Here is a 19027-nt window from a genome sequence, read left to right on the forward strand (position 1 = left end):
GGTAAATAAACATAAAAACCTTTCACACTATCAAATTCTTTTTTTTCTCTATTTAAAATGAGTATGATTCTCCGTCCTCTGGTACTAACACATTTGAAGAGATTCCTTTTTCCTCAATGAAGCTTTTTAATTCTTCTCGTGATAATGTCCAATGGTTGACAGCTTCCATATGGACAGAAATGATTTTGGCATTAGGAGCGGCTTTATGAACTTCATAGATGTCATCTTTCCCCATTACTAAGGATCCGCCTTGTAGGAATTGATTATCACCGCCATTTACAACAATGATTTCTGGTTTATGTGTATTGATCTCTTCTCGAACTCCATCATACCACACTGTATCTCCAGCCACATATAACGTTTTTTCATTTAGGTGTTTGAAGACAACACCGCACACTATACCAGCAAGTTTTAAGATTTCTCCTCTTCCGTGTTCACCTTTTGTTTTCACTAATTGGATCCCTTCAAAGACTGTATCTTCTTGCAGCACCTCTACATGTAGAAACCCAGCGTTTCTTACTTCTTTCGCATCTTCATCATTTTGGACAAACATTTTGATCTCCTTTGGCAATACTTCCTTGGCAGCATCATCAAAGTGGTCTAAATGCAGATGAGTGACAATGACAGCATCAACATTTTTTATAATGTCGTCAATAGATGTTGGTAAGCTAACTAAAGGGTTATGTTGATCTTGTCTTACTGAATTAGGAAAAGGTGGGTAAGTTCCCTTATCTGCTAAAAATGGATCGATTAGAAACTTTTTGCCTTTATATTCAACAACGATGGTTGCATTTCGAATATGTGTAATCTTCATTTTTACAACTCCTTTTCTTTCATTTGCGTATAGTTTATACTATGTCCGAATACCATTTACATAGATAAAATCAAGTCTTTTGGCCGTTTCGCTTGATTAATGAAAGGAGTTGACTAAATGTTAGATAACACAGATATGCGGATCTTGGATGAGTTATCCAAAAACAGTCGGATTACGATGAAAGAATTAGGTGAGAAAGTCCACTTGACTGGACAAGCAGCAGCGTCCAGAGTCGCGAAATTAGAGGATAATGGAGTCATTGAGGGTTATACCATAAAAGTAAAAAGCTAAATTAGGCTGTTTTATCCATGCTTTGATTAATATCTATACAAAAAGTACCCATCATGAACCTTATCTCTCCTTCATAAAAACACAAGAACAATTCGTCATAAACAACTATAAAATCAGTGGAGATAGTTGTTATCTTCTCGAATGCAAATTTCCATCTAATGAACGTTTGGATCAATTTTTAGTAGACTTAAACAAGCATGCAAACTATAAATTATCGATTGTTATTAATAAATAGTGCTCCAATTAAAGATTGATGAAAATGTTAGTTGCCTTTTAACTTAGAATATCTATTTTAATATGATACATTATGATTAGAAAATAAATGTAACCTAATCAAATAAAACTGGTAACATAGTCAGGACCTCTAAAAACAACTTGATATTGTTTTTAGAGGTCCTGACTTTTTTGCATTGCTAAAAATGTAAGCTTATTCTTCTAAAATGTAATATTACGAAACTTATTTGGAGGCAGACCATTTGCTTTTTTAAAAGAATTAATAAAATGTGTTTCGCTTTGAAATCCACAGGTGAATGCAATGCTTTTAATTGAAGAGTCGGTATTTTGCAATAAATGTTTGGCATGATTTAATCGGTGCCGAATTATGTATTGAATTGGTGTTACATTAGTAGATTTTTTAAATAGTCTTAAGAAGTAATATGGACTTAAATTGACATGTGATGAAATATCCTCCAAAGTAAGTTCTTTACTAAAATTGGCTTCAATAAAAGAAATGGCTTTCGTCACAACAGTATTCATTTGATCTTGCTGCTTGAAGGCAATTTTGTTTAATTCGTAAAGAGTCTTACTGATTAAAATAGATATATGTTCTTCGTCATTCTGTTTTTTTTCTGCGTTTTCAAGAAGCTGGCTCAAAAGTATTTTTAGGTTGTTTTGAATAGTGGGGAAAACACACCCATGCTTTGAAAAAATCTGATCGAAATAGGCACGGCTGGCATTTCCTGCAAAGTGAACCCATTTAAACGTACTATTTCCTTCTGAGTAATAGATATGAGGTTTATAGCAGTTAAGAAAAATAAATTCGCCTTTTGTGGCGCAATACTCCTTGTTTTCAAACTTCACAATCATTTTTCCGTCTTCTACATATAGAAATAAAAAACTGTTCCAGTTGTTACGATTTACATGATAATCACTATTTGTATAAAAGGTTCCGCTATAAATTAAATGGTATAAGGCCTTATACGCGAAGTCGCTTGGTTGATAAAAGCGCATTTCTGAATGAGGTAAAATACCTTTTTCGTTCATTTTCAAAGCTATCACCTCTTTTATTTCCGTTCATGCTATGTTTGGTTGGAAAGAGCAATTATTTACAATATAACAGCAAGAATCACTGATGACAACGTTTTCTTTAATCTATAGTATTAAATTAAACTTTTAATAGGGGGAATAAAAAAGATGGATGTACGAATTGGTTTGGTAGGAGCAGGTTGGATGGGAAAAGCCCATGTTTCATCATTTCATCAAGCGGCAATGGTTTTTGGAAGCCGTAATGGAAAGCCGGTCTTTGAAATCATTGCAGATGTCAATATAGAGGTTGTTGAAAAGGCAAAAAATACTCTAGGTTTCAAGCGATCAACGACAAATTGGCTCGATGTTGTAACAGATCCCCATGTAGATATCGTTGATATTGCCACACCGAATGCCTTTCATTATGAAGTTGCGAAGGCTGCGTTAGAAAATGGGAAACATGTGTATTGCGAAAAACCTTTAACGCTTACGTTTGAACAATCATATGAATTGGCGGAGCTGGCGAAAAAGAAAGGCGTAGTCAACTATGTCGGCTATAATAATGTCGTTAATCCAGCATCAGCCTACATTAAAGGGTTAATTGATTCCGGGAAACTGGGAGAAATCATTCGATTTAATGGCACCTATGATCAAGATAGCTTGCTTAACCCTGAAATTCCACTATCATGGCGCCATATCAACAAATATTCAGGATCAGGTGCATTAGGGGATCTTGGTTCCCATTTACTAAGTTTGTCACAGTGTTTAATGGGAGATATAAAATCTGTTCAATCTACATCAAAAACATTTATTAAAACTAGACCAAAAACAAATGGGTCACTTGAACATGGAACGGTTGAAAATGAAGACGTTTTACTGTCAATCGCTCAGTATGATAGCGGAGCAATAGGTACCATATCTTGCAGTCGGGTTTCCGCTGGAAGAAAGAACTATTTAACCTATGAGATTCAGGGTACAAAAGGAAGTGTGTATTATTCACTTGAGGATATGAATGAGGTTCACGTCTATTTTACCTCTGATGATCCTTTTGATAGAGGATTTAGAAGGGTGTTTTTAAACGAAGGGCATGAAGGCTACAGTGCTTTTCAGCCGGCTGCTGGAATTGCAATTGGTTATAACGATATGAAGGTGATAGAAGCACACAAATTGTTGAAAGCTGTTACTCAAGGTGCTGCTTATACATGTGATTTTGCTTTTGCAGCAAAAGTTGATGCAACAGTGAAAGCGTTGCTAGAGTCAGCTAAGAGCAATATTTGGGTTAATGTGAAGACTGAAGGAGGAGTTAACGTTGGCAATTAAAATTGGTACTGCCCCTGATTCCTGGGGTGTTTGGTTTCCACAAGATGAAAAGCAAATCAATTGGAAGACATGCCTTGATGAAATGGCGCAAGCTGGCTATGAAGGGATCGAATTAGGGCCATGGGGGTATTTGCCTAATGATTATAAGACGTTAAAACATGAATTAGATTCGCGAAACCTTCAATTAGTAGCCACGACTTTAGTAGGCGATTTGATGTCAGTTGAAAAAACAGAAAATATGATCGAGCAGCTTCATATGATGGCAGAGCTGCAAGTGCAATTTGATACTGCTCCATATGTTGTATTAATTGATGATTGCTATACAGACTTATTTACTGGTGAGATCTTGCGACCTGTTGAGCTGAACGAACAGCAGTGGAAGCATTTTATTGAGAATGTAAATCGTATTCGAAAAGTTGCAAAGGAAGACTATGATCTTGAAGTTGTGTTTCACCCCCATGCACAAAGTCATATAGAAACAGAAGAACAAATAGAACGCTTATTAAAAGATACAGATATCAATCTTTGCCTGGATACTGGCCATCATGCTTACTGTGATGGAGATCCAGTTGCTTTTATGAAAAAACACCATGATCGCATTCCTTACTTGCATATTAAAAGCTGTGATATGGAAGTGAAAAAGATGATGCAAGCAAATAACTGGTCGTTTGCAGAGGCTGTTAAGAGAGATGTCATGTGCGAACCGGAGTTAGGTGTTGTTGATATGAAAGCATTCTTTCAGGTATTGGCTGACATTCGTTATGCAGGTTGGGTAGTTGTAGAACAAGATATGTACCCGGCACCTTCTGATAAACCATATCCAATTGCTAAACGAACAAAGGAGTATTTAGATGGGGTGTTAAGTCAAACGATGAATATGAGCAAGTCATGAAGATTAGTTGTTAAAAAACCGGTTATTTTTTAAGCTGGATTTGATAACTTAATTTTATTGCCAATCCTTTTCTCACATTCATTTTAGTGAAAAGCCACATTCGAATTTATGCGGTGTATTGTATAGTTTGGACAATCATGATGTATACACTGCATAAATTCGCTTCTAACCAAAAAGAACATTCTAGAAAAGAAAAAGGCAGATGAATAATCGAATAACCTAGAGAGGGGTTGTAGTTTTGAAAGCGTATTCAAACGAAGAAGAAAATCAATCCTCAAGAAAATATTTAATGTTAGTGGTAACCATCGCCACTTTTGGCGGATTATTATTTGGGTATGATACAGGTGTCATAAATGGAGCATTGCCATATATGTCGCAGCCGGGGCAACTTGACTTAAGCCCGCTGGGAGAAGGTTTTGTAGCGAGCTCTTTATTATTAGGGGCAGCATTCGGTGCATTATTCGTTGGCAGATTATCAGACTTTCAAGGAAGGCGTAAAACAATCTTACAACTATCGGTTGTATTTATCATAGCAACAATTGGTTGCAGCTTAGCCCCGAATTTTATAACAATGATTATAAGCAGATTTATTTTAGGGGTAGCAGTCGGTGGAGCGTCTGTTACAGTTCCAACATTTTTAGCAGAAATGGCACCTGCAGAAAAAAGAGGGAGACTCGTAACCCAAAATGAATTAATGATTGTGACAGGGCAATTTTTGGCTTTTCTGTTTAACGCATTTCTTGGAAATATGTTTGGAGACACAAGCCATATTTGGCGTTATATGTTATTTATTGCAGCTATTCCGGCAGTGGTATTAGGAGTCGGCATGTTATTTATTGCAGCTATTCCGGCAGTGGTATTAGGAGTCGGCATGTTGTTTATGCCTGAAAGTCCAAGATGGCTTGCGGCAAAAGGAAGAGACCGTGACGCATTGGATGTGTTTAAAAAGGTGAGGGAGACAAAACAGGCCTCTGCTGAATTAGAAGAAGTCAAAAAGACGATTTTACTAGAATCCAAACAAACACAGGCTTCGTTAAAAGATTTAAATATAAAATGGATTCGAAACATTGTATTGCTCGGAATTGGAATTGGCGCGATTTCTCAATTAACAGGCGTGAATTCTATTATGTATTATGGAACGCAAATTTTACAAAATTCTGGTTTCGAGACAGAAGTAGCTTTAATTGCCAATATTGCAAATGGAGTGATATCTGTATTGGCATGTTTGGTAGGACTTTATCTGTTAGGGAAAGTCGGCAGACGGCCAATGTTTATTACCGGCTTAGCAGGAACAACAACGGCATTAGTGTTAATAGGCATATTTTCCATTGTGTTTGATGGTTCCGAATGGCTTCCATATCTTGTTCTTTCTATGACTGTCATGTTTTTAGCGTTTTATCAAGGATCGATTGGCCCTCTGACGTGGCTGACATTGGCTGAAATATTCCCAATGCGGTTAAGGGGCTTAGGTATGGGTGCAGCCGTTTTTTGTCTCTGGATGATGAACTTTTTTGTAGGTCTTTTCTTTCCGGTTTTAATGAATAGTGTAGGCATCTCTATGACATTTTTCATTTTTGCAGGGTTTGGTATTTTGGGTCTTGTGTTTATTATAAATTATTTACCGGAAACAAAAGGGTTGAGTTTAGAAGAAGTCGAGCGTTACTTCAGAAATGAAACCGAACCAATTCGAAAAATAAGTGGATAATTTAACAAATACGATTAGATAGAAAAAATAAGCCATATCAATCTCGTAATATTGTTGCACAGGATACCAATTGGTCTATGACCGATGGTATCTTTTTTTCTTCCCAAAATGTATAACGTTTTCTATTTTTATAAAATCTTTTCCTTTTCACCAAGTTTTCACCAAACTCTACTAAACTACAACCAATGATAACGAAAGGAGGAAAGAAAACGATGAGTTTTAAAGTCAAAAAATCGCTTTTTTGGGGGACAATCATCACTCCAATGGTGTTAGGAGTCTACTTTCTATTTGGGGGGGATCGTGCGCTGGCAGGCGGCCCTCATGGACATGGTCCAGGCGGAATGGGGCCGCGAGGAGGCTTCGATGGACATCACATGATGAATGGACCTTATCATGGAGGATTTCCTTGGTTGAGCATTTTGCTATTTTTGATCATCGGAATCGCTATTTTGCTTCTTTTAGTGAAAATGCTTAGAAAGAAAGCGAAGGCTTCTTCGATGAAACAGTTTATTGATACATCTTTCATGAGTCCACGTCAACCGATCATGAACAAAAATGAGAGCTTTTTAGATCAGTGGGAAAAAAATGTAACAACGAAAAAGGAGAATGAGTAAGATGGGTATTTTTAAGAGAATAAAAACAATTGCAAAGGCTGATATTAATCAACTGCTAGATGGGATAGAAGATCCAATTGCCATGTTGAATGAGTATTCCAGAGAAATGGAAAAAGAAATGGCAAATGCCCAAAAGGCCCTTTCACGGCAGATGTTTGTAGAAAACAAACAAGCTGCGCTTATCCTTGAAACAAAAAGTTTAGTAGAAAAAAGAACTCGACAGGCGAAGCTGGCTGTCGAGCATAAAGAGGATTCAATCGCGAAGCTGGCTATTCAAGAAAAATTACATCACGAAAAGCAACTCAGCCTTTATCAGCAGCAATATGAAGCGATCCAAGCACAAACACAACTTCTAAAGGAAAAAGTAAGTGAGCTGCAAGAAATCTATTATGAGCTGCAGCATAAGAAAGTTTTATTGGCATCGCGAGCGAATGTGGCTCAATCTATTAAACAAATTCAAAATACAACGGCTTCCTTCCAAACTGATCATCTTGCAAGAGGGGTTGCCCGGGCAGAAGAACGAATTTTATTAATGGAAGCAGAAGTACAAGCTGGCAGCCAATTTTCTCATCCGTTGGCACAGCACGATGCTGCGTTCAGAAACTATGTGAATGAAGAAGAGCTAAATAGAGTGCTCGACATGCTAAAGAGTGAAAACGAGAGCCAGTCAAAGGCGAAATAGGATGAATACTGGAAAGAAAGCACCAGCACGATATGCTTAGGTGCTTCTTTTTCTTAATCTATAAAAGAAAGGAGAATGATCATGAATCTGTATCAATATCTAGATTTAAATCTAAATTTAAATCATCCATTTCCTATTCTTGTTTATCTGCTTACTGCATTGATTGTATCCCATATTCCTTATATAAGAGTGTATTTTTCTCTTTGCAATACTCTCCTCCGTGAGGTCATTCGAGCCTTGTTAGCTAGGGGATTGTCTTATAGGATTAAGCTGAATAATGATGAAGCAAACCGGATCACAAACAGTGATCATTCCTTATTTAAGCATACACTTATCACATATGCTGGATATACGGGAGAATCACTTACGGCTATTGGGTTATTTTATTTAGTGTCAATGCAAAACTATGAGTATATTCTCTTTCTGTTTATTGGATTGATAGGGATGGCTATTTTACTTTGGATACGAAATGTATGGGGATCCTCTGGGCATTGTCATTTGTGAGTTTATTAGCTATGCCTATTTATTTCAGGTATGATATCGCGATTATGCATATAAGTATCCTTCTATCATCCTTCATCCTTATCCAATCGATTCTTAACGGAATTCAATTGTGCAAGCATATCCTTTTGAAACGAAAAAACCCTGCTATGTCAGGATTTCTTGCTAGGGTCAGATTAATCCCCGCTATGATGCTGGGGGCAGTTCTTCTTGGACAATCTGTTTATACTGGATATTTTATTGTGAAAAATATTATAAGTTTATATTAACAAAATGAACAAGCGTTAAACTGTATTACTTTGCGGAGATTTTCGCTATTTTAAGCTAAAAATAAAAGGTATTCCCCCCTTGTTACGAATATACAAATGACAATTATAAGGAAATTCAACGAGATGGTTGGGAAGGGCCGATTCAAGCTTTTCATAACAACGAGTAATTAAAGTAGCATGTATATCTTGGCCTCCTCCAACCGATAATGGAGTTGTGGAGGTGTGTGAATGAACGAAGATTTATATGTTATAAACGGGAAAGCAGCGATTTTATCATCGCTTTTAGACGGCAAGGTCACTTCCGCAGACGCTTGCGAGGTTACACCAGAAGACTTCGCAAAGATATGCGGAGACATGAAGAAAGAAGGCTTAATTAGACAAGTCAATTTTGGAAATGTATTAAATGTTGAAGTAACGGAAAAAGGAATAAATTATTTCGATAGTATTACGAATAAATTAAGAACCTAAAGGCAATCGATTACTTACGGTTGTCTTTTTTAGTCGTATTTTAACTTGGTGTATGATCCATGACTGATCGCTTTTTTAGAAAACCATTCAGTATTATTATTTCTATTTTAGTAAATACTTTGTTTATAGTCTTGACAATGGAGGATCACAATGATGAAAAAAGGTTTAATTTTTGCAATCATATATGGGATTATCCTCCTTACAGCCATTTATTATAGAGATTTTTTATTAAATTGGCTAAATGACAGTGATTTATCCCAAATTCCTTTAATGTTTTTTCTATCTATCGTTTTAAGTGTATTCCCTATCTTTCCATTTTCAGTATTTGCTGGAATGATGGGAGCGAAATATGGGATCATGATTGGAAGTATTATAAACTGGTTTGGCTCTGTAGGTGGAGCAATCATCTTTTTTGTTCTTTCACGTTATTTTTTTATTGCTGAATTTAAAAAGTTTGTAAGTCGTTTTAATAAATTTGATAATTTAAATACAACGATTAATCGCAATCCTTTTTTTGCTGTATTATTGGCTCGAATCATTTATATTATCCCTCCCCTCGTAATCAATATTTATTCTGGTCTAAGCTCTATTTCGTTTAGAGTATATTTTTTTGCAACTGCTATTGGTCAAGTTCCAGCAATGATTGTCTATGCCTTGTTAGGAAATCAATTATTTACTTCAGTTCAATCTTTTCTGCAAGTTTTAATCATTTATATAGGATTTATTCTAATTGTTTTGTTTATTTATAGATGGTGGCTTAAAGAAAAGTCAAAGATTGCTGTTGAGTAACGATAAAGTCATTTTGGCAAGTAACGGATTATTATTAAATTCCTGCGTAAACAATAAAAAATGAACAAACGCCAAACCCTTGGACCAATACCGGGTTTGGCTATTTGGCTTATTTCCTAGAATTAGCAATATGTTAATCAGGGATGTATTTTCTATATATTTCTCTCGACTCTTAAAAGTATTGAGCATTGCAAAGTAGGGTAGGATGAATAACTAGATAAAGGCGTAAAAGTGCTCATCAGAATCAGATGCAACCTAATTTATTTATTATATTACATCCCAAAGTCTTCTATTTAATGAATTCCGAAGACTTTTATGTTTTAACCCGATACGAAAAAATGAAAATAATGAACCAATAAACTTTCTATTAATCTGGTAGAAGTTATTTTATTTACAGGTTTTTTGTTTAAAGACTTTTCCTGCAGGGTAAAACCCATATAAGTAAAAAAGGAGGAGTTTAGCCATGAATCTTAATTGGAAGAAACGATTCCTAGTAGGTGGACTTTTTGCGACACTTACATTAGGAGGATTAACTGGATGTGCTGATGGGGTAGATCAAGATAATGGTCCTAGTGATGGTGAGCAGAAGGACGAGGTGGATACTGAAAATAAAAATCAAGAAACAAACTAATCTAGCATTATAAAATCAATTTTTTTAGGAGGTATTTATCTTATGAAAGATGTAAAAGTTGTAGAAAATGCTGTTGAAGCAAGAGAAGCGATTGGACAATTTATCACTCAAGGGTTTACCAAAGATGAGGTTTACTTGCTGGCTCATGACAAAGACTTTTCTGAGGATCTAACAAGAATAACAAATACGGAAGAGATCGGTGTAAAAGAGCAAGGGGTTTTTGATTCAGCAGCAAATGTGTTTCGTTCCCGCGGTGATGAATTACGCTCTAAAATTCAATCGTTAGGTGTTTCAGATGCAGGTGCACAACAACTAGAGGAAGAATTGGACCTGGGACGCATCGTGGTGGTTGCAGCAAAATCAGTTTCATAATTTTCCTGAAAGGCTCGTCAGCAGGCGGGCTTTTCCATGTTAAATACATAAACTTCTTTTCCTATTAATCTCTCCTCGTACTTAGATTCTCTAACGTCATAACAAGTAAACTAATGTTGGAGGACATATGAAAAAACGAAGAATTGAATTCTTTTTTGTACTTATGATTATTGCATCCGTTTATATAATCTTTTTTACAAATAGCAGCTACCTATTAAAGACTGGTTTTGTTATTTTATACGGACTCATTATTATGACAACTATTTTTTCATTAATCCTAGAAAACCGAACTGCACATAATACTCTATTATGGATGTATGTCTTGATCTTTCTCCCTGTTATTGGCTATATCTTTTATTTGTATTCAGGTCAGCTGTACTTGAAAGGCTACCTTTTTCAAAGTAAACGAAAAAATGACCGCGAAGCTTTGAAGATGACGACACAGCAGCATACACCAGATTTAGCAAAGCTTAAAGAGCATCAAAAGGGCTTTGTCCATTATTCCCAACATGTTGCGTTAACGGAGATGAATACATCTACACAGACAAAGGTTTTAACAAATGGTGCTGAAACGTTCAATGAAATGAAAAAACAGCTTAAGAAAGCAAATGACTTTATTCATATCGAATACTATATTTTTCGTTCTGATCGACTTGGGAAAGAGATCATGGATATTTTAATTACCAAAGCAAAAAATGGGGTAGAAGTACGGTTTATCTATGATGCAGTTGGAAGTCGGTCATTGTTAAGTAAAGATATAAAAAGAATGAAAGACGCGGGTGTTTCCGTCTATCCTTTCTTACCAATCAAGTATGGATTTTTTAACCAAAAATTCAATTTTCGCAATCACCGGAAAATTATTGTGATTGATGGGAAAATCGGATTTGTCGGCGGATTAAATGTGGGCATTGAGTACCTCGGACAAGATGAAGAGATCGGTTTTTGGCGGGATACCCACTTGATGATAGAGGGAGAAGCCCTTCAAACACTGCATTCTATTTTTCTTTTAGATTGGGAATATATTAGCAATGAATGTTTGCTTGATGATCCGCACTACAACACGTCATACTCTGTAGAAGGAGATGGGCTGGTCCATGTCGTGGCAAGCGGACCAGATACGCAGGAGGATATTATAAGTGACATGTACTACACGATGATCTCCTTTGCCACCAAATCGATTTGGATTGCAACCCCATACTTTGTTCCAAATGAATCCATTCGGACAGCCTTAAGGGTAGCCGCGAAAAAAGGCGTTCAGGTTCGGGTGATGGTGCCAGAAATTAATGACGGCTTTCTTACCCAGTATGCAACAAGATCATACTTTCCTGAACTATTAAGGTGCGGTGTTGAAATTTATTCCTATCAAAAAGGATTTTTGCATCAAAAAATCATCATTGTTGATGGGGATCTTGCCTCAATTGGAACCGCGAATATGGATATGCGAAGCTTTCATTTAAACTTTGAAGTAAATGCTTTTTTAATTGGGACTAGTTCTATTCAGGATTTAGTGGCCGATTATGAAGCGGATATGGAAGCGAGTAAACGTATACGGCCTGTAGAATTTTATAAGCGGAGCCCCATCGAAAAGTTGAAGGAATCAATTGCCCGTTTGTTTTCCGGGGCTTTATAATGTCTATAGGGGGATGATAATGTTTTCTTATGAAGTAATTTGTTATAACTGCCAAAAAAAGTTTAAAGTTTATGAAGGTACAAGGCAATACCAATTGTATAAAGAAAACAGAAAAAGGCTTTTTGTTGTGAAGACTGTAACCATAAAATACGTCTTGAAGCCATTAAATTCTTTTTTAGATAGAGCGTTTAACAATAAGTGAGCATTTCTTTTAAGCAGGAGAAGTGCTCTTTTTGTTGAAGATTTGTGTTATAACCCTTTGACTTTTTTAAAAAGGAATTCTATAATGGCATTGTACTTTTAAATATTAAGGAGGATTATTAAAAAATGACACATGCTATGAGACTACGATTCCCAACTTTGAACCAGTAATTGAATACGTTCAAAGTCTCTGCTTTGTGATTGCAGAGTAAATGGGATCAGTCTGTCCTTTTTTAATAATCTTCATTTCATATTTATTTGCCCATGCTAGCTTCTCTATGATGAGCAGTAGGCAAGTATAGAAAAAATATGTAATGTCCAGAAAGGCGGAGTAATCTGTCTTTCTTTATTTTTGTCTTAATTTCCTTCTTTTGGCCGGTAAAAGGAAGGTTTATTTGCTGACGGCTTCCTATTAGCCCCTAACTTCATAAGGGTGGGTATGTTTCTTCCCTTTACTCTGAATCACAGGCAGATGCTTGTGATTTTTTTATTAGAAAGGAAGAGAGAACATGGCCGATAAAGCAAAGAGTGTTAGTGAATTTCTGGAAGTATTTAGATGTCCGTATTGTAAAAATTCGTTTAGAGCGGTTGATTTAAAAAGCTTGAAATGTCCAAATAACCATACGTTTGATTTTGCAAAGCAAGGATATGTAAACATGATGATCCGTCCCTCTATTAGTCATTACAATAAGGCATTATTTGAGGCAAGGCAAAAAATGATTATGGAAAGTCATTTGTATTCATTGCTTCATAAGGAGATTTCAAACTTGATAAAGGAACATTTGGGTGAATCATCTTCTCCATCTTTAATTCTTGATGCAGGATGTGGTGAAGGTTCCCATTTACAAAAGATTATAGAGGAAGCCAGGAATAGTTCCATAACAGGGATTGGGTTGGACATTTCAAAAGAAGGCATTCTTATGGCCGCAAAGAAATACAAAAACCTAATTTGGCTTGTAGGTGATGTAGCAAATGCTCCATTTGTGGATCAATCGTTTCAGATTATTCTCAATATCTTATCACCTTCAAATTACACAGAATTTAAAAGATTGTTAGCTCCAAATGGTCTCGTCATGAAAGTTGTTCCTCGTTCTAGTTATCTAAAAGAACTACGGGAAGCACTTCTCAATGATACAGAAAAGAAGGTCTATCAAAATGATGATATCGTGTACCTTTTCAAAAAGCATTTCCAACTAAAAGATGTGATCAGCTTACGCTATACAAAAAAACTGGAGCAGACAGAGTTGGAACATTTCGTTCAGATGTCACCCCTTTCTTGGACATCAAATCAAGCAGATATTGAAGCGTTTATTCTTAAAGGTTTTTCGGAGGTCACAATCGATTTAGATATTTTAATTGGATTAAATAAAAAGAATGAAGAAAAAAGCGAGGTAATAAATAATGGAAAAAGTATGTCTTGAACTAGAAAATATCGAACTATCATTTTTAGATCGATTAGTATTAACGATTCCGCGGCTGGCGGTACATCAGTTTGATCGGATTGGGATTGTTGGCAAGAACGGGGCTGGTAAAAGCACGTTATTGAAACTTATGTACGGACAAATCAAGCCTGAGAAAGGCCATGTCAAACGCTTTGTGCAATTTGCTTATTTCGATCAACTGGAATCACCAGTTGAAAAAGATGTAGATTATGAACTAGTTGGAAAGTTATCCATCCCGCAAACCGATATTGAAAATTTTAGCGGCGGGGAACAAACAAGGCTGAAGTTAGCACAAATTTTTTCAAACTACCATGAAGGTCTATTGATTGATGAGCCAACAACACATCTTGATGAAGAGGGTACACGCTTTTTTATCGATGAATTGACTTATTATTATGGGGCACTTGTGCTTGTCAGTCATGACCGTTATATACTTGATAAACTCGTAACGAAAATTTGGGAAATCGAAGATGGATATGTAACTGAATATACAGGAAACTATTCAGATTATGTAGCTCAAAAAGAGCTTCAGCGAAATCAGCAGCAACAGCAGCATGAAAACTATTTAAAAGAAAAAACACGTCTGTTAAAGGCTGCAGAAGAAAAAATGAAAAAGGCTGAAAAAATCACACAAGCAAATGGACATATTTCTAAGAAGGAAACGAAAGCAAAAGCAAATAAAATGTTTATGACAAAATCAAAAGATACAAGCCAAAAAGCAGTTCAACGTGCCGCAAAGTCGATTGAGCAACGAGTGAAACAGCTTGAGGCAGTTGACGCTCCAACAGTAGAACAGGCATTAAGGTTTCATCAGCCAAGTGCACTTCAGATGCATAATAAGTTTCCTATTATGGCGGATCGCCTGACACTAAAGATTGGCAATAAGATGCTTTTGAAGGAAGCATCTTTCCAATTTCCATTGGGGAACACCATTGCCATAAAAGGAAAGAATGGTACAGGAAAATCAACCTTACTCCGCCACATTTATCAAAGGGGAGAAGGGATGATCATTTCACCGAAAGCGGTCATCGGACGTTATGAACAAATGGGTTACCAATTTGAAAAAGACAAAAGTGTATTAGACTATATGAAAGAAAGAAGCGACTATGATGAAGGGAAAATTCGGGCAGCACTTCATGCGATGAATTTTGTAGGTAATGATGTTAAGAAAAATGTCCGGGAATTAAGTGGCGGTGAAGCGGTTCGTTTGGAATTGTGCCAGCTTTTTTTAGGGAGATATAATGTATTGATCTTAGATGAACCAACCAATTTTTTAGATGTTTTTTGTATTGAAGCATTAGAACGCTTTTTGAAGGCATATGAAGGTACAGTCCTTCTTGTATCACATGATCGCACCTTTATTGAACGGGTAGCTGATTGTGTATATTTAATCGAAAATGAAAAATTACTCGTAATAAAATAATGTGGGGAAGCAGAGGGATCTCTGCTTCTTTTAGTTCAAAGTAAAATAAAATTTGAACTTAGTTTTAGTGTCTAGCTCCAGGCGCCATCGGCTCTAGGGTCTAGTCAAATAGGAATTGAAGGTAAAGAACACCTTCTATTCCTATTCGCCTTATGCTTGTCGCCGAATGCTAAGCACCTTGCGCTTTTCTTAATCACATAGTTGAAAAAGTTTTTGAAACGAAAAGAACATGAATCCGTATATATAGGTAAGGGAGAATTTCCATAAAGAGGTGAATGAAATGGGTTTATACACAACACTTGGGATTATTGGTGCATATCTGTTATTATCGTTACTCTTATTACCGATGCAATATAGGTATATCAAACAATTAAAGGAAGACGAAAAGGAACGAAAGGTATTAGGCTTAACCGCAGATGCATATTATGAACGAATGGGGTTTGAAACACAACAATTACACTTCAATGCACAAGGAAACTTATTATTTTTAGGTGCCAACCTTTTGGCCACTCTTGTCTATAATTGGAAACATAAGAGAAGCTAAAATACGATACGGGAATGCTTCGTTTTAAAAGCTGTTCTAAAAACAAAATCTAATTGCTGAAATAATGCTTGTACTTTTATTTATCCTGAAGTATTTTTAATCTATTAAATTTACTTTGATCAAAGAGGAGCAAGCACATGGAAGAATCCCGCTTACAAGAATTATTGAATGTCGTGCAAAAGAACACATCTTATTATCATCTAAAATGGGGATCGGTTAGTGACCCTGGGAAGCAAAACACGTGGAATTGGGCCGCGTTTTTCTTTTCTACATTCTGGCTGGCGTATCGTAAAATGTATAAGTTGTTTTTTCTTTTTCTAGGAATTGAATTGCTTTGGACCATTCCTGCCTATTTTGTAGATCTTCCCCTATGGGTGATGTATAGCTTTTATCCGCTTGTAGCAATCATTACTGGCTTGTACGGAAATCGCTGGTATTATTTACACACTGTAAAGATTTTACATGAATCTCAAAAATGTCCTGATTCTCAGCAAGAATCTTATGTGAAAACGAAGGGCGGGGCACATCTTGGGATTATGTTCGGTCTTATGGCATTTAGTCTATTATTCTACTTTCTAACAGACTTTGCTCTTGCTCATGTCCCAACTACGACTAATATTAAAGATATTGTCCGCTATAGTGATGATGCGATTACACTTGAAGTATTTACAGAAGATTATTAGTGGAATTATGTGGAGAAAAAAGATCGCTACCATGTGGTAGAATTCAAAGGCTATGACTATACAGAAGATGAAGATGTGCGTATTCTCTTTCATGTGTTTTTTGATAAACTGATCTACGAATGGAGAGATGTCTACCTGAACGGTCAGAAACTCAGTGAAGAAGAAGCGATAGACTATGAATTGTGGATTGAAGAAAACTGGTAGACGTAGTGAAAGCTTCAATAAAAACCCCTCAACCGACTCTGAGGGGTTTTTCATTTTTAAATGTTTTACTAGTTTTAGAGGAAGACTTTTTATTCAAAGCTAATATTAAAATCATCGTGATAATGCAGGCTGTACCAACCCATTGGAAAAATCCAAATGATTCTTTTAACCAAAAGACGGTAGTTAAAACTGCTGCCAACGGTTCTAAACTGCTTAAAAGACTTGTTTCTTTAGGCGAAAGACTTTGCAAGCTTTCGATATAAAACCAAAAGGCCAGCATCGTGCCAAAGATGATCACGAATAGTAGGTAGACGTAAGTTTCCAGCGTAAAGCTTGAAGTATCTACCTGCCAAGGGGGATGGATAATGCTTAAAGCTAAACCGCCGATGACCATCGCCCAGCCAACAATGACAAGTGAATCGTACTCCTTCAGCAGAGGAACAGCATATAACGTATAAAATGCTAATGCAACTCCAGATAAAATCCCCCAAATGATCGCTGGTGAAGGCACAGATAATTGTGAGATTGAGCCATTTGTTAACAAGAAAAAGCAGCCGATTAAAGCAAGCAAAATCGTGACTGAATCTCTTCCTGTTAAAACAGTTTGCTTACGTAATAGGAGATAAATGATAATCATCACAGGTGCTAAATATTGCAATAATGTAGCAACAGCTGCATTACCATGAAGGATGGATGACATATACGTATATTGAACGGCAAGCATGCCAACTAAGCCGAAGATGATTAGTTGAACAGCTGACGTACGATTTTTCCACACACCAACGATTTGAGAACGGTCTTTTCCTAAAAATTGAACGGTTAATAATAATAAACCAGCGATAAGCAATCGTACTGTAACAAGCCAATTTACATCGATTGCGTATTGAAAGAGCTTTTGTGCAACTGTCCCGCCAACTCCCCAAAATACCGCTCCAATTATCACGAGGAACAACCCTGTTCTTCTCACAGGTTTATTCATGATTGCCTCTCCACCTTTAAATATAATAATATTGTTATTATAAGTGTAAAGATGGGTTTATTCTACTGAAATTGAACGAAAAAATATCAATATATTGAGGTGGTCGTATGCAAATAAAGAATTTTGTCATTGATCAAAACTTAAAAGAGCAAACGAAGCATCGCACAGTGGCGTTACCGATTGCCTGCTACGAAACAACGATTCAGCAAAATATACATGGTTTTATACCACTACATTGGCATGATGAACTACAATTTGTCCTAATTGTAAAAGGGGAAGCAATTTTTCAAATAAATGAAGAGAAAATAGTGGTTCGAGAAGGTAATGGACTATTTATAAATAGCGGCTGCCTTCACATGGCGAAAGACCACAATCAATCAGGATGTGTTTATATTTGCTTAAATAGTTCACCTCATTTCGTTTTACCCCAGGAACTTTATACAACCTATGTCTTTCCCTATATTCAAGCGACTAATTTACCTTTTTTATGTATAGATGCAGCTGAGCCTTGGGGGAAAAACATTTTAGATGCCATGATTAAAATCAATCAATGGGTCCAACAAAAACCATCATTCTTTGAAATCGACATTACCCTACAGCTGACGATCATTTGGCAAAACTTAATCATTAATGGCTTTCAATTAGAATTCGATGAGACAGAGATGGTGAAAAATAGCCGTATGAAGGAAATGTTAAATTGGATACATCTCCATTATGCTGAGAAAATTTTGCTGGACGATATTGCAAAAGCAGGCCAATTGAGCCGCTCTGAATGCTGCCGGTATTTTAAGCGGATATTAAACACTACCCCATTAAAGTATGTAACCGATTATCGAATTCAAAAAAGCTTAAGCTTATTGCAGCAAACAGAATCCAATGTGACGGAAGTCGCCTTTCAAGTAGGATTTAATAGTACGAGCTATTTTATTGATAAATTTCGAAAGTCGATGAATATGACGCCATTGGCCTATAAAAAATCGAGAGTAGGCGATTAAATTCATATATAGCCCAAACAAATGCAGCCAAGTGAGTATAAAAGCTGATTCCTTTCTGGATGAGGAAGGATCCTTTTGTTTTTTTGTTGAAAATTCAAAAAATAGCATTGACACTTTTATTATTTGATATTATGTTATATACATAACATATGTAACATATATGAACAAATGTAAATGAACGTCATTGTTTATTAATCTGGGAAACATATGTTTTTGCACTTTTTCAGAAATAAAATGACAGCGTTTTAATTATGTGATCGGAAAGTATTAAGCTGCCATCACATAACCAAAAAGACATAAGGGGAGGATTTATTTTCTAAAGCAAGATTGAAT

The 19027-nt window shown here is 36.2% G+C and carries 21 protein-coding genes and 2 pseudogenes; 20 read left to right on the forward strand and 3 right to left on the reverse strand.

Going from position 1 to position 19027, the window contains the following annotated elements:
• Window positions 1-52: 52 nt before the first annotated feature.
• Complete coding sequence (locus Q1B07_RS13500) at window positions 53-814, reverse strand: MBL fold metallo-hydrolase (protein ID WP_299091003.1); 762 nt, start codon at window positions 812-814, stop codon at window positions 53-55.
• Between the two features lie 117 nt (window positions 815-931).
• Here Q1B07_RS13500 and Q1B07_RS13505 point away from each other — a divergent pair.
• Window positions 932-1340 (forward strand): annotated as a pseudogene (locus Q1B07_RS13505) (Lrp/AsnC family transcriptional regulator).
• A 200-nt stretch (window positions 1341-1540) separates the two neighbouring features.
• On the opposite strand, the gene Q1B07_RS13510 reads toward Q1B07_RS13505, so the two are convergent.
• Window positions 1541-2368: an AraC family transcriptional regulator gene (locus Q1B07_RS13510; RefSeq protein WP_299091029.1), complete on the reverse strand. Its 828-nt coding sequence runs from the start codon at window positions 2366-2368 to the stop codon at window positions 1541-1543.
• Between the two features lie 150 nt (window positions 2369-2518).
• Between Q1B07_RS13510 and Q1B07_RS13515 the strand changes: the two genes are divergently transcribed.
• From Q1B07_RS13515 to Q1B07_RS13595, 18 genes and pseudogenes are all read left to right on the forward strand, one after another.
• Window positions 2519-3670 carry a Gfo/Idh/MocA family oxidoreductase gene (locus Q1B07_RS13515; RefSeq protein ID WP_299091001.1) on the forward strand — a complete coding sequence of 384 codons (1152 nt, stop codon included), beginning with the start codon at window positions 2519-2521 and terminating at the stop codon, window positions 3668-3670.
• Entirely contained in the window at window positions 3660-4562 is a 903-nt protein-coding gene (locus Q1B07_RS13520; RefSeq protein WP_299091000.1) for a sugar phosphate isomerase/epimerase, read from the forward strand. Before Q1B07_RS13515 ends, Q1B07_RS13520 begins: the two co-directional genes overlap by 11 nt.
• A 289-nt stretch (window positions 4563-4851) precedes the next feature.
• On the forward strand, window positions 4852-6267 hold the full coding sequence (locus Q1B07_RS13525) for a sugar porter family MFS transporter (protein ID WP_299091026.1): 1416 nt from the start codon (window positions 4852-4854) through the stop codon (window positions 6265-6267).
• Window positions 6268-6479: 212 nt separating this feature from the next.
• Window positions 6480-6881 (forward strand): hypothetical protein, encoded by a 402-nt coding sequence (locus Q1B07_RS13530; RefSeq protein ID WP_299090998.1) that lies wholly within the window; start codon window positions 6480-6482, stop codon window positions 6879-6881.
• Between the two features lies 1 nt (window position 6882).
• On the forward strand, window positions 6883-7563 hold the full coding sequence (locus Q1B07_RS13535) for a PspA/IM30 family protein (protein WP_299090997.1): 681 nt from the start codon (window positions 6883-6885) through the stop codon (window positions 7561-7563).
• Between the two features lie 81 nt (window positions 7564-7644).
• A complete protein-coding gene (locus Q1B07_RS13540) occupies window positions 7645-8067 on the forward strand; it encodes a M50 family metallopeptidase (protein WP_299090995.1) in 423 nt (140 codons plus the stop codon).
• 494 nt (window positions 8068-8561) lie between these two features.
• Window positions 8562-8801 carry a hypothetical protein gene (locus Q1B07_RS13545; protein ID WP_299090993.1) on the forward strand — a complete coding sequence of 80 codons (240 nt, stop codon included), beginning with the start codon at window positions 8562-8564 and terminating at the stop codon, window positions 8799-8801.
• 150 nt (window positions 8802-8951) lie between these two features.
• A complete protein-coding gene (locus tag Q1B07_RS13550; RefSeq protein ID WP_299090991.1) occupies window positions 8952-9590 on the forward strand; it encodes a VTT domain-containing protein in 639 nt (212 codons plus the stop codon).
• 463 nt (window positions 9591-10053) lie between these two features.
• Window positions 10054-10221: a hypothetical protein gene (locus tag Q1B07_RS13555; protein ID WP_299090988.1), complete on the forward strand. Its 168-nt coding sequence runs from the start codon at window positions 10054-10056 to the stop codon at window positions 10219-10221.
• Between the two features lie 42 nt (window positions 10222-10263).
• Window positions 10264-10593 carry a general stress protein gene (locus Q1B07_RS13560; protein WP_299090985.1) on the forward strand — a complete coding sequence of 110 codons (330 nt, stop codon included), beginning with the start codon at window positions 10264-10266 and terminating at the stop codon, window positions 10591-10593.
• 127 nt (window positions 10594-10720) lie between these two features.
• Complete coding sequence (gene cls / locus Q1B07_RS13565) at window positions 10721-12223, forward strand: cardiolipin synthase (protein WP_299090982.1); 1503 nt, start codon at window positions 10721-10723, stop codon at window positions 12221-12223.
• A 13-nt stretch (window positions 12224-12236) separates the two neighbouring features.
• Window positions 12237-12406 (forward strand): annotated as a pseudogene (locus tag Q1B07_RS13570) (DUF2197 domain-containing protein).
• Between the two features lie 144 nt (window positions 12407-12550).
• Window positions 12551-12595 (forward strand): erythromycin resistance leader peptide, encoded by a 45-nt coding sequence (locus Q1B07_RS27045; RefSeq protein ID WP_142301762.1) that lies wholly within the window; start codon window positions 12551-12553, stop codon window positions 12593-12595.
• 338 nt (window positions 12596-12933) lie between these two features.
• Entirely contained in the window at window positions 12934-13845 is a 912-nt protein-coding gene (locus Q1B07_RS13575; protein ID WP_299090980.1) for a putative RNA methyltransferase, read from the forward strand.
• Window positions 13826-15289, forward strand: a complete 1464-nt coding sequence (locus Q1B07_RS13580) for an Msr family ABC-F type ribosomal protection protein (RefSeq protein WP_299090978.1) — start codon at window positions 13826-13828, stop codon at window positions 15287-15289. Before Q1B07_RS13575 ends, Q1B07_RS13580 begins: the two co-directional genes overlap by 20 nt.
• A gap of 280 nt (window positions 15290-15569) precedes the next feature.
• On the forward strand, window positions 15570-15833 hold the full coding sequence (locus Q1B07_RS13585; RefSeq protein WP_299090975.1) for a DUF3949 domain-containing protein: 264 nt from the start codon (window positions 15570-15572) through the stop codon (window positions 15831-15833).
• Window positions 15834-15970: 137 nt separating this feature from the next.
• Window positions 15971-16516, forward strand: coding sequence for a DUF2628 domain-containing protein (locus Q1B07_RS13590; RefSeq protein ID WP_299090972.1), 546 nt, complete (start codon window positions 15971-15973; stop codon window positions 16514-16516).
• A 9-nt stretch (window positions 16517-16525) separates the two neighbouring features.
• Complete coding sequence (locus Q1B07_RS13595; RefSeq protein WP_299090969.1) at window positions 16526-16720, forward strand: hypothetical protein; 195 nt, start codon at window positions 16526-16528, stop codon at window positions 16718-16720.
• Between the two features lie 28 nt (window positions 16721-16748).
• Here the strand turns inward: Q1B07_RS13595 and Q1B07_RS13600 are convergent, their stop codons facing one another.
• The gene (locus tag Q1B07_RS13600) at window positions 16749-17699 is read right to left on the reverse strand and encodes an EamA family transporter (protein ID WP_299090967.1); all 951 of its coding nucleotides are present in this window, start codon (window positions 17697-17699) and stop codon (window positions 16749-16751) included.
• A 107-nt stretch (window positions 17700-17806) separates the two neighbouring features.
• On the opposite strand from Q1B07_RS13600, the gene Q1B07_RS13605 reads away from it, so the two are divergent.
• The gene (locus Q1B07_RS13605; protein ID WP_299090965.1) at window positions 17807-18694 is read left to right on the forward strand and encodes an AraC family transcriptional regulator; all 888 of its coding nucleotides are present in this window, start codon (window positions 17807-17809) and stop codon (window positions 18692-18694) included.
• The last annotated feature ends 333 nt before the right edge of the window (window positions 18695-19027 follow it).

The sequence above is a fragment of the uncultured Metabacillus sp. genome, assembly GCF_947503125.1.
In the GTDB taxonomy this organism is placed as follows: domain Bacteria; phylum Bacillota; class Bacilli; order Bacillales; family Bacillaceae; genus Metabacillus.

What these genes read in the sequence shown, in the direction of transcription:
- Q1B07_RS13515 (WP_299091001.1), top strand. Translation starts at nt 2,519, where the DNA reads ATGGATGTACGAATTGGTTTGGTAGGAGCAGGTTGGATGGGAAAAGCC.
- Q1B07_RS13605 (WP_299090965.1), top strand. Translation starts at nt 17,807, where the DNA reads ATGCAAATAAAGAATTTTGTCATTGATCAAAACTTAAAAGAGCAAACG.
- Q1B07_RS13545 (WP_299090993.1), top strand. Translation starts at nt 8,562, where the DNA reads ATGAACGAAGATTTATATGTTATAAACGGGAAAGCAGCGATTTTATCA.
- Q1B07_RS13585 (WP_299090975.1), top strand. Translation starts at nt 15,570, where the DNA reads ATGGGTTTATACACAACACTTGGGATTATTGGTGCATATCTGTTATTA.
- Q1B07_RS13560 (WP_299090985.1), top strand. Translation starts at nt 10,264, where the DNA reads ATGAAAGATGTAAAAGTTGTAGAAAATGCTGTTGAAGCAAGAGAAGCG.
- Q1B07_RS13580 (WP_299090978.1), top strand. Translation starts at nt 13,826, where the DNA reads ATGGAAAAAGTATGTCTTGAACTAGAAAATATCGAACTATCATTTTTA.
- Q1B07_RS13525 (WP_299091026.1), top strand. Translation starts at nt 4,852, where the DNA reads ATGTTAGTGGTAACCATCGCCACTTTTGGCGGATTATTATTTGGGTAT.
- cls (WP_299090982.1), top strand. Translation starts at nt 10,721, where the DNA reads ATGAAAAAACGAAGAATTGAATTCTTTTTTGTACTTATGATTATTGCA.
- Q1B07_RS13555 (WP_299090988.1), top strand. Translation starts at nt 10,054, where the DNA reads ATGAATCTTAATTGGAAGAAACGATTCCTAGTAGGTGGACTTTTTGCG.
- Q1B07_RS13510 (WP_299091029.1), bottom strand. Translation starts at nt 2,368, where the DNA reads ATGAACGAAAAAGGTATTTTACCTCATTCAGAAATGCGCTTTTATCAA.
- Q1B07_RS13535 (WP_299090997.1), top strand. Translation starts at nt 6,883, where the DNA reads ATGGGTATTTTTAAGAGAATAAAAACAATTGCAAAGGCTGATATTAAT.
- Q1B07_RS13575 (WP_299090980.1), top strand. Translation starts at nt 12,934, where the DNA reads ATGGCCGATAAAGCAAAGAGTGTTAGTGAATTTCTGGAAGTATTTAGA.
- Q1B07_RS13600 (WP_299090967.1), bottom strand. Translation starts at nt 17,699, where the DNA reads ATGAATAAACCTGTGAGAAGAACAGGGTTGTTCCTCGTGATAATTGGA.
- Q1B07_RS13590 (WP_299090972.1), top strand. Translation starts at nt 15,971, where the DNA reads ATGGAAGAATCCCGCTTACAAGAATTATTGAATGTCGTGCAAAAGAAC.
- Q1B07_RS13500 (WP_299091003.1), bottom strand. Translation starts at nt 814, where the DNA reads ATGAAGATTACACATATTCGAAATGCAACCATCGTTGTTGAATATAAA.
- Q1B07_RS13530 (WP_299090998.1), top strand. Translation starts at nt 6,480, where the DNA reads ATGAGTTTTAAAGTCAAAAAATCGCTTTTTTGGGGGACAATCATCACT.
- Q1B07_RS13540 (WP_299090995.1), top strand. Translation starts at nt 7,645, where the DNA reads ATGAATCTGTATCAATATCTAGATTTAAATCTAAATTTAAATCATCCA.
- Q1B07_RS13550 (WP_299090991.1), top strand. Translation starts at nt 8,952, where the DNA reads ATGATGAAAAAAGGTTTAATTTTTGCAATCATATATGGGATTATCCTC.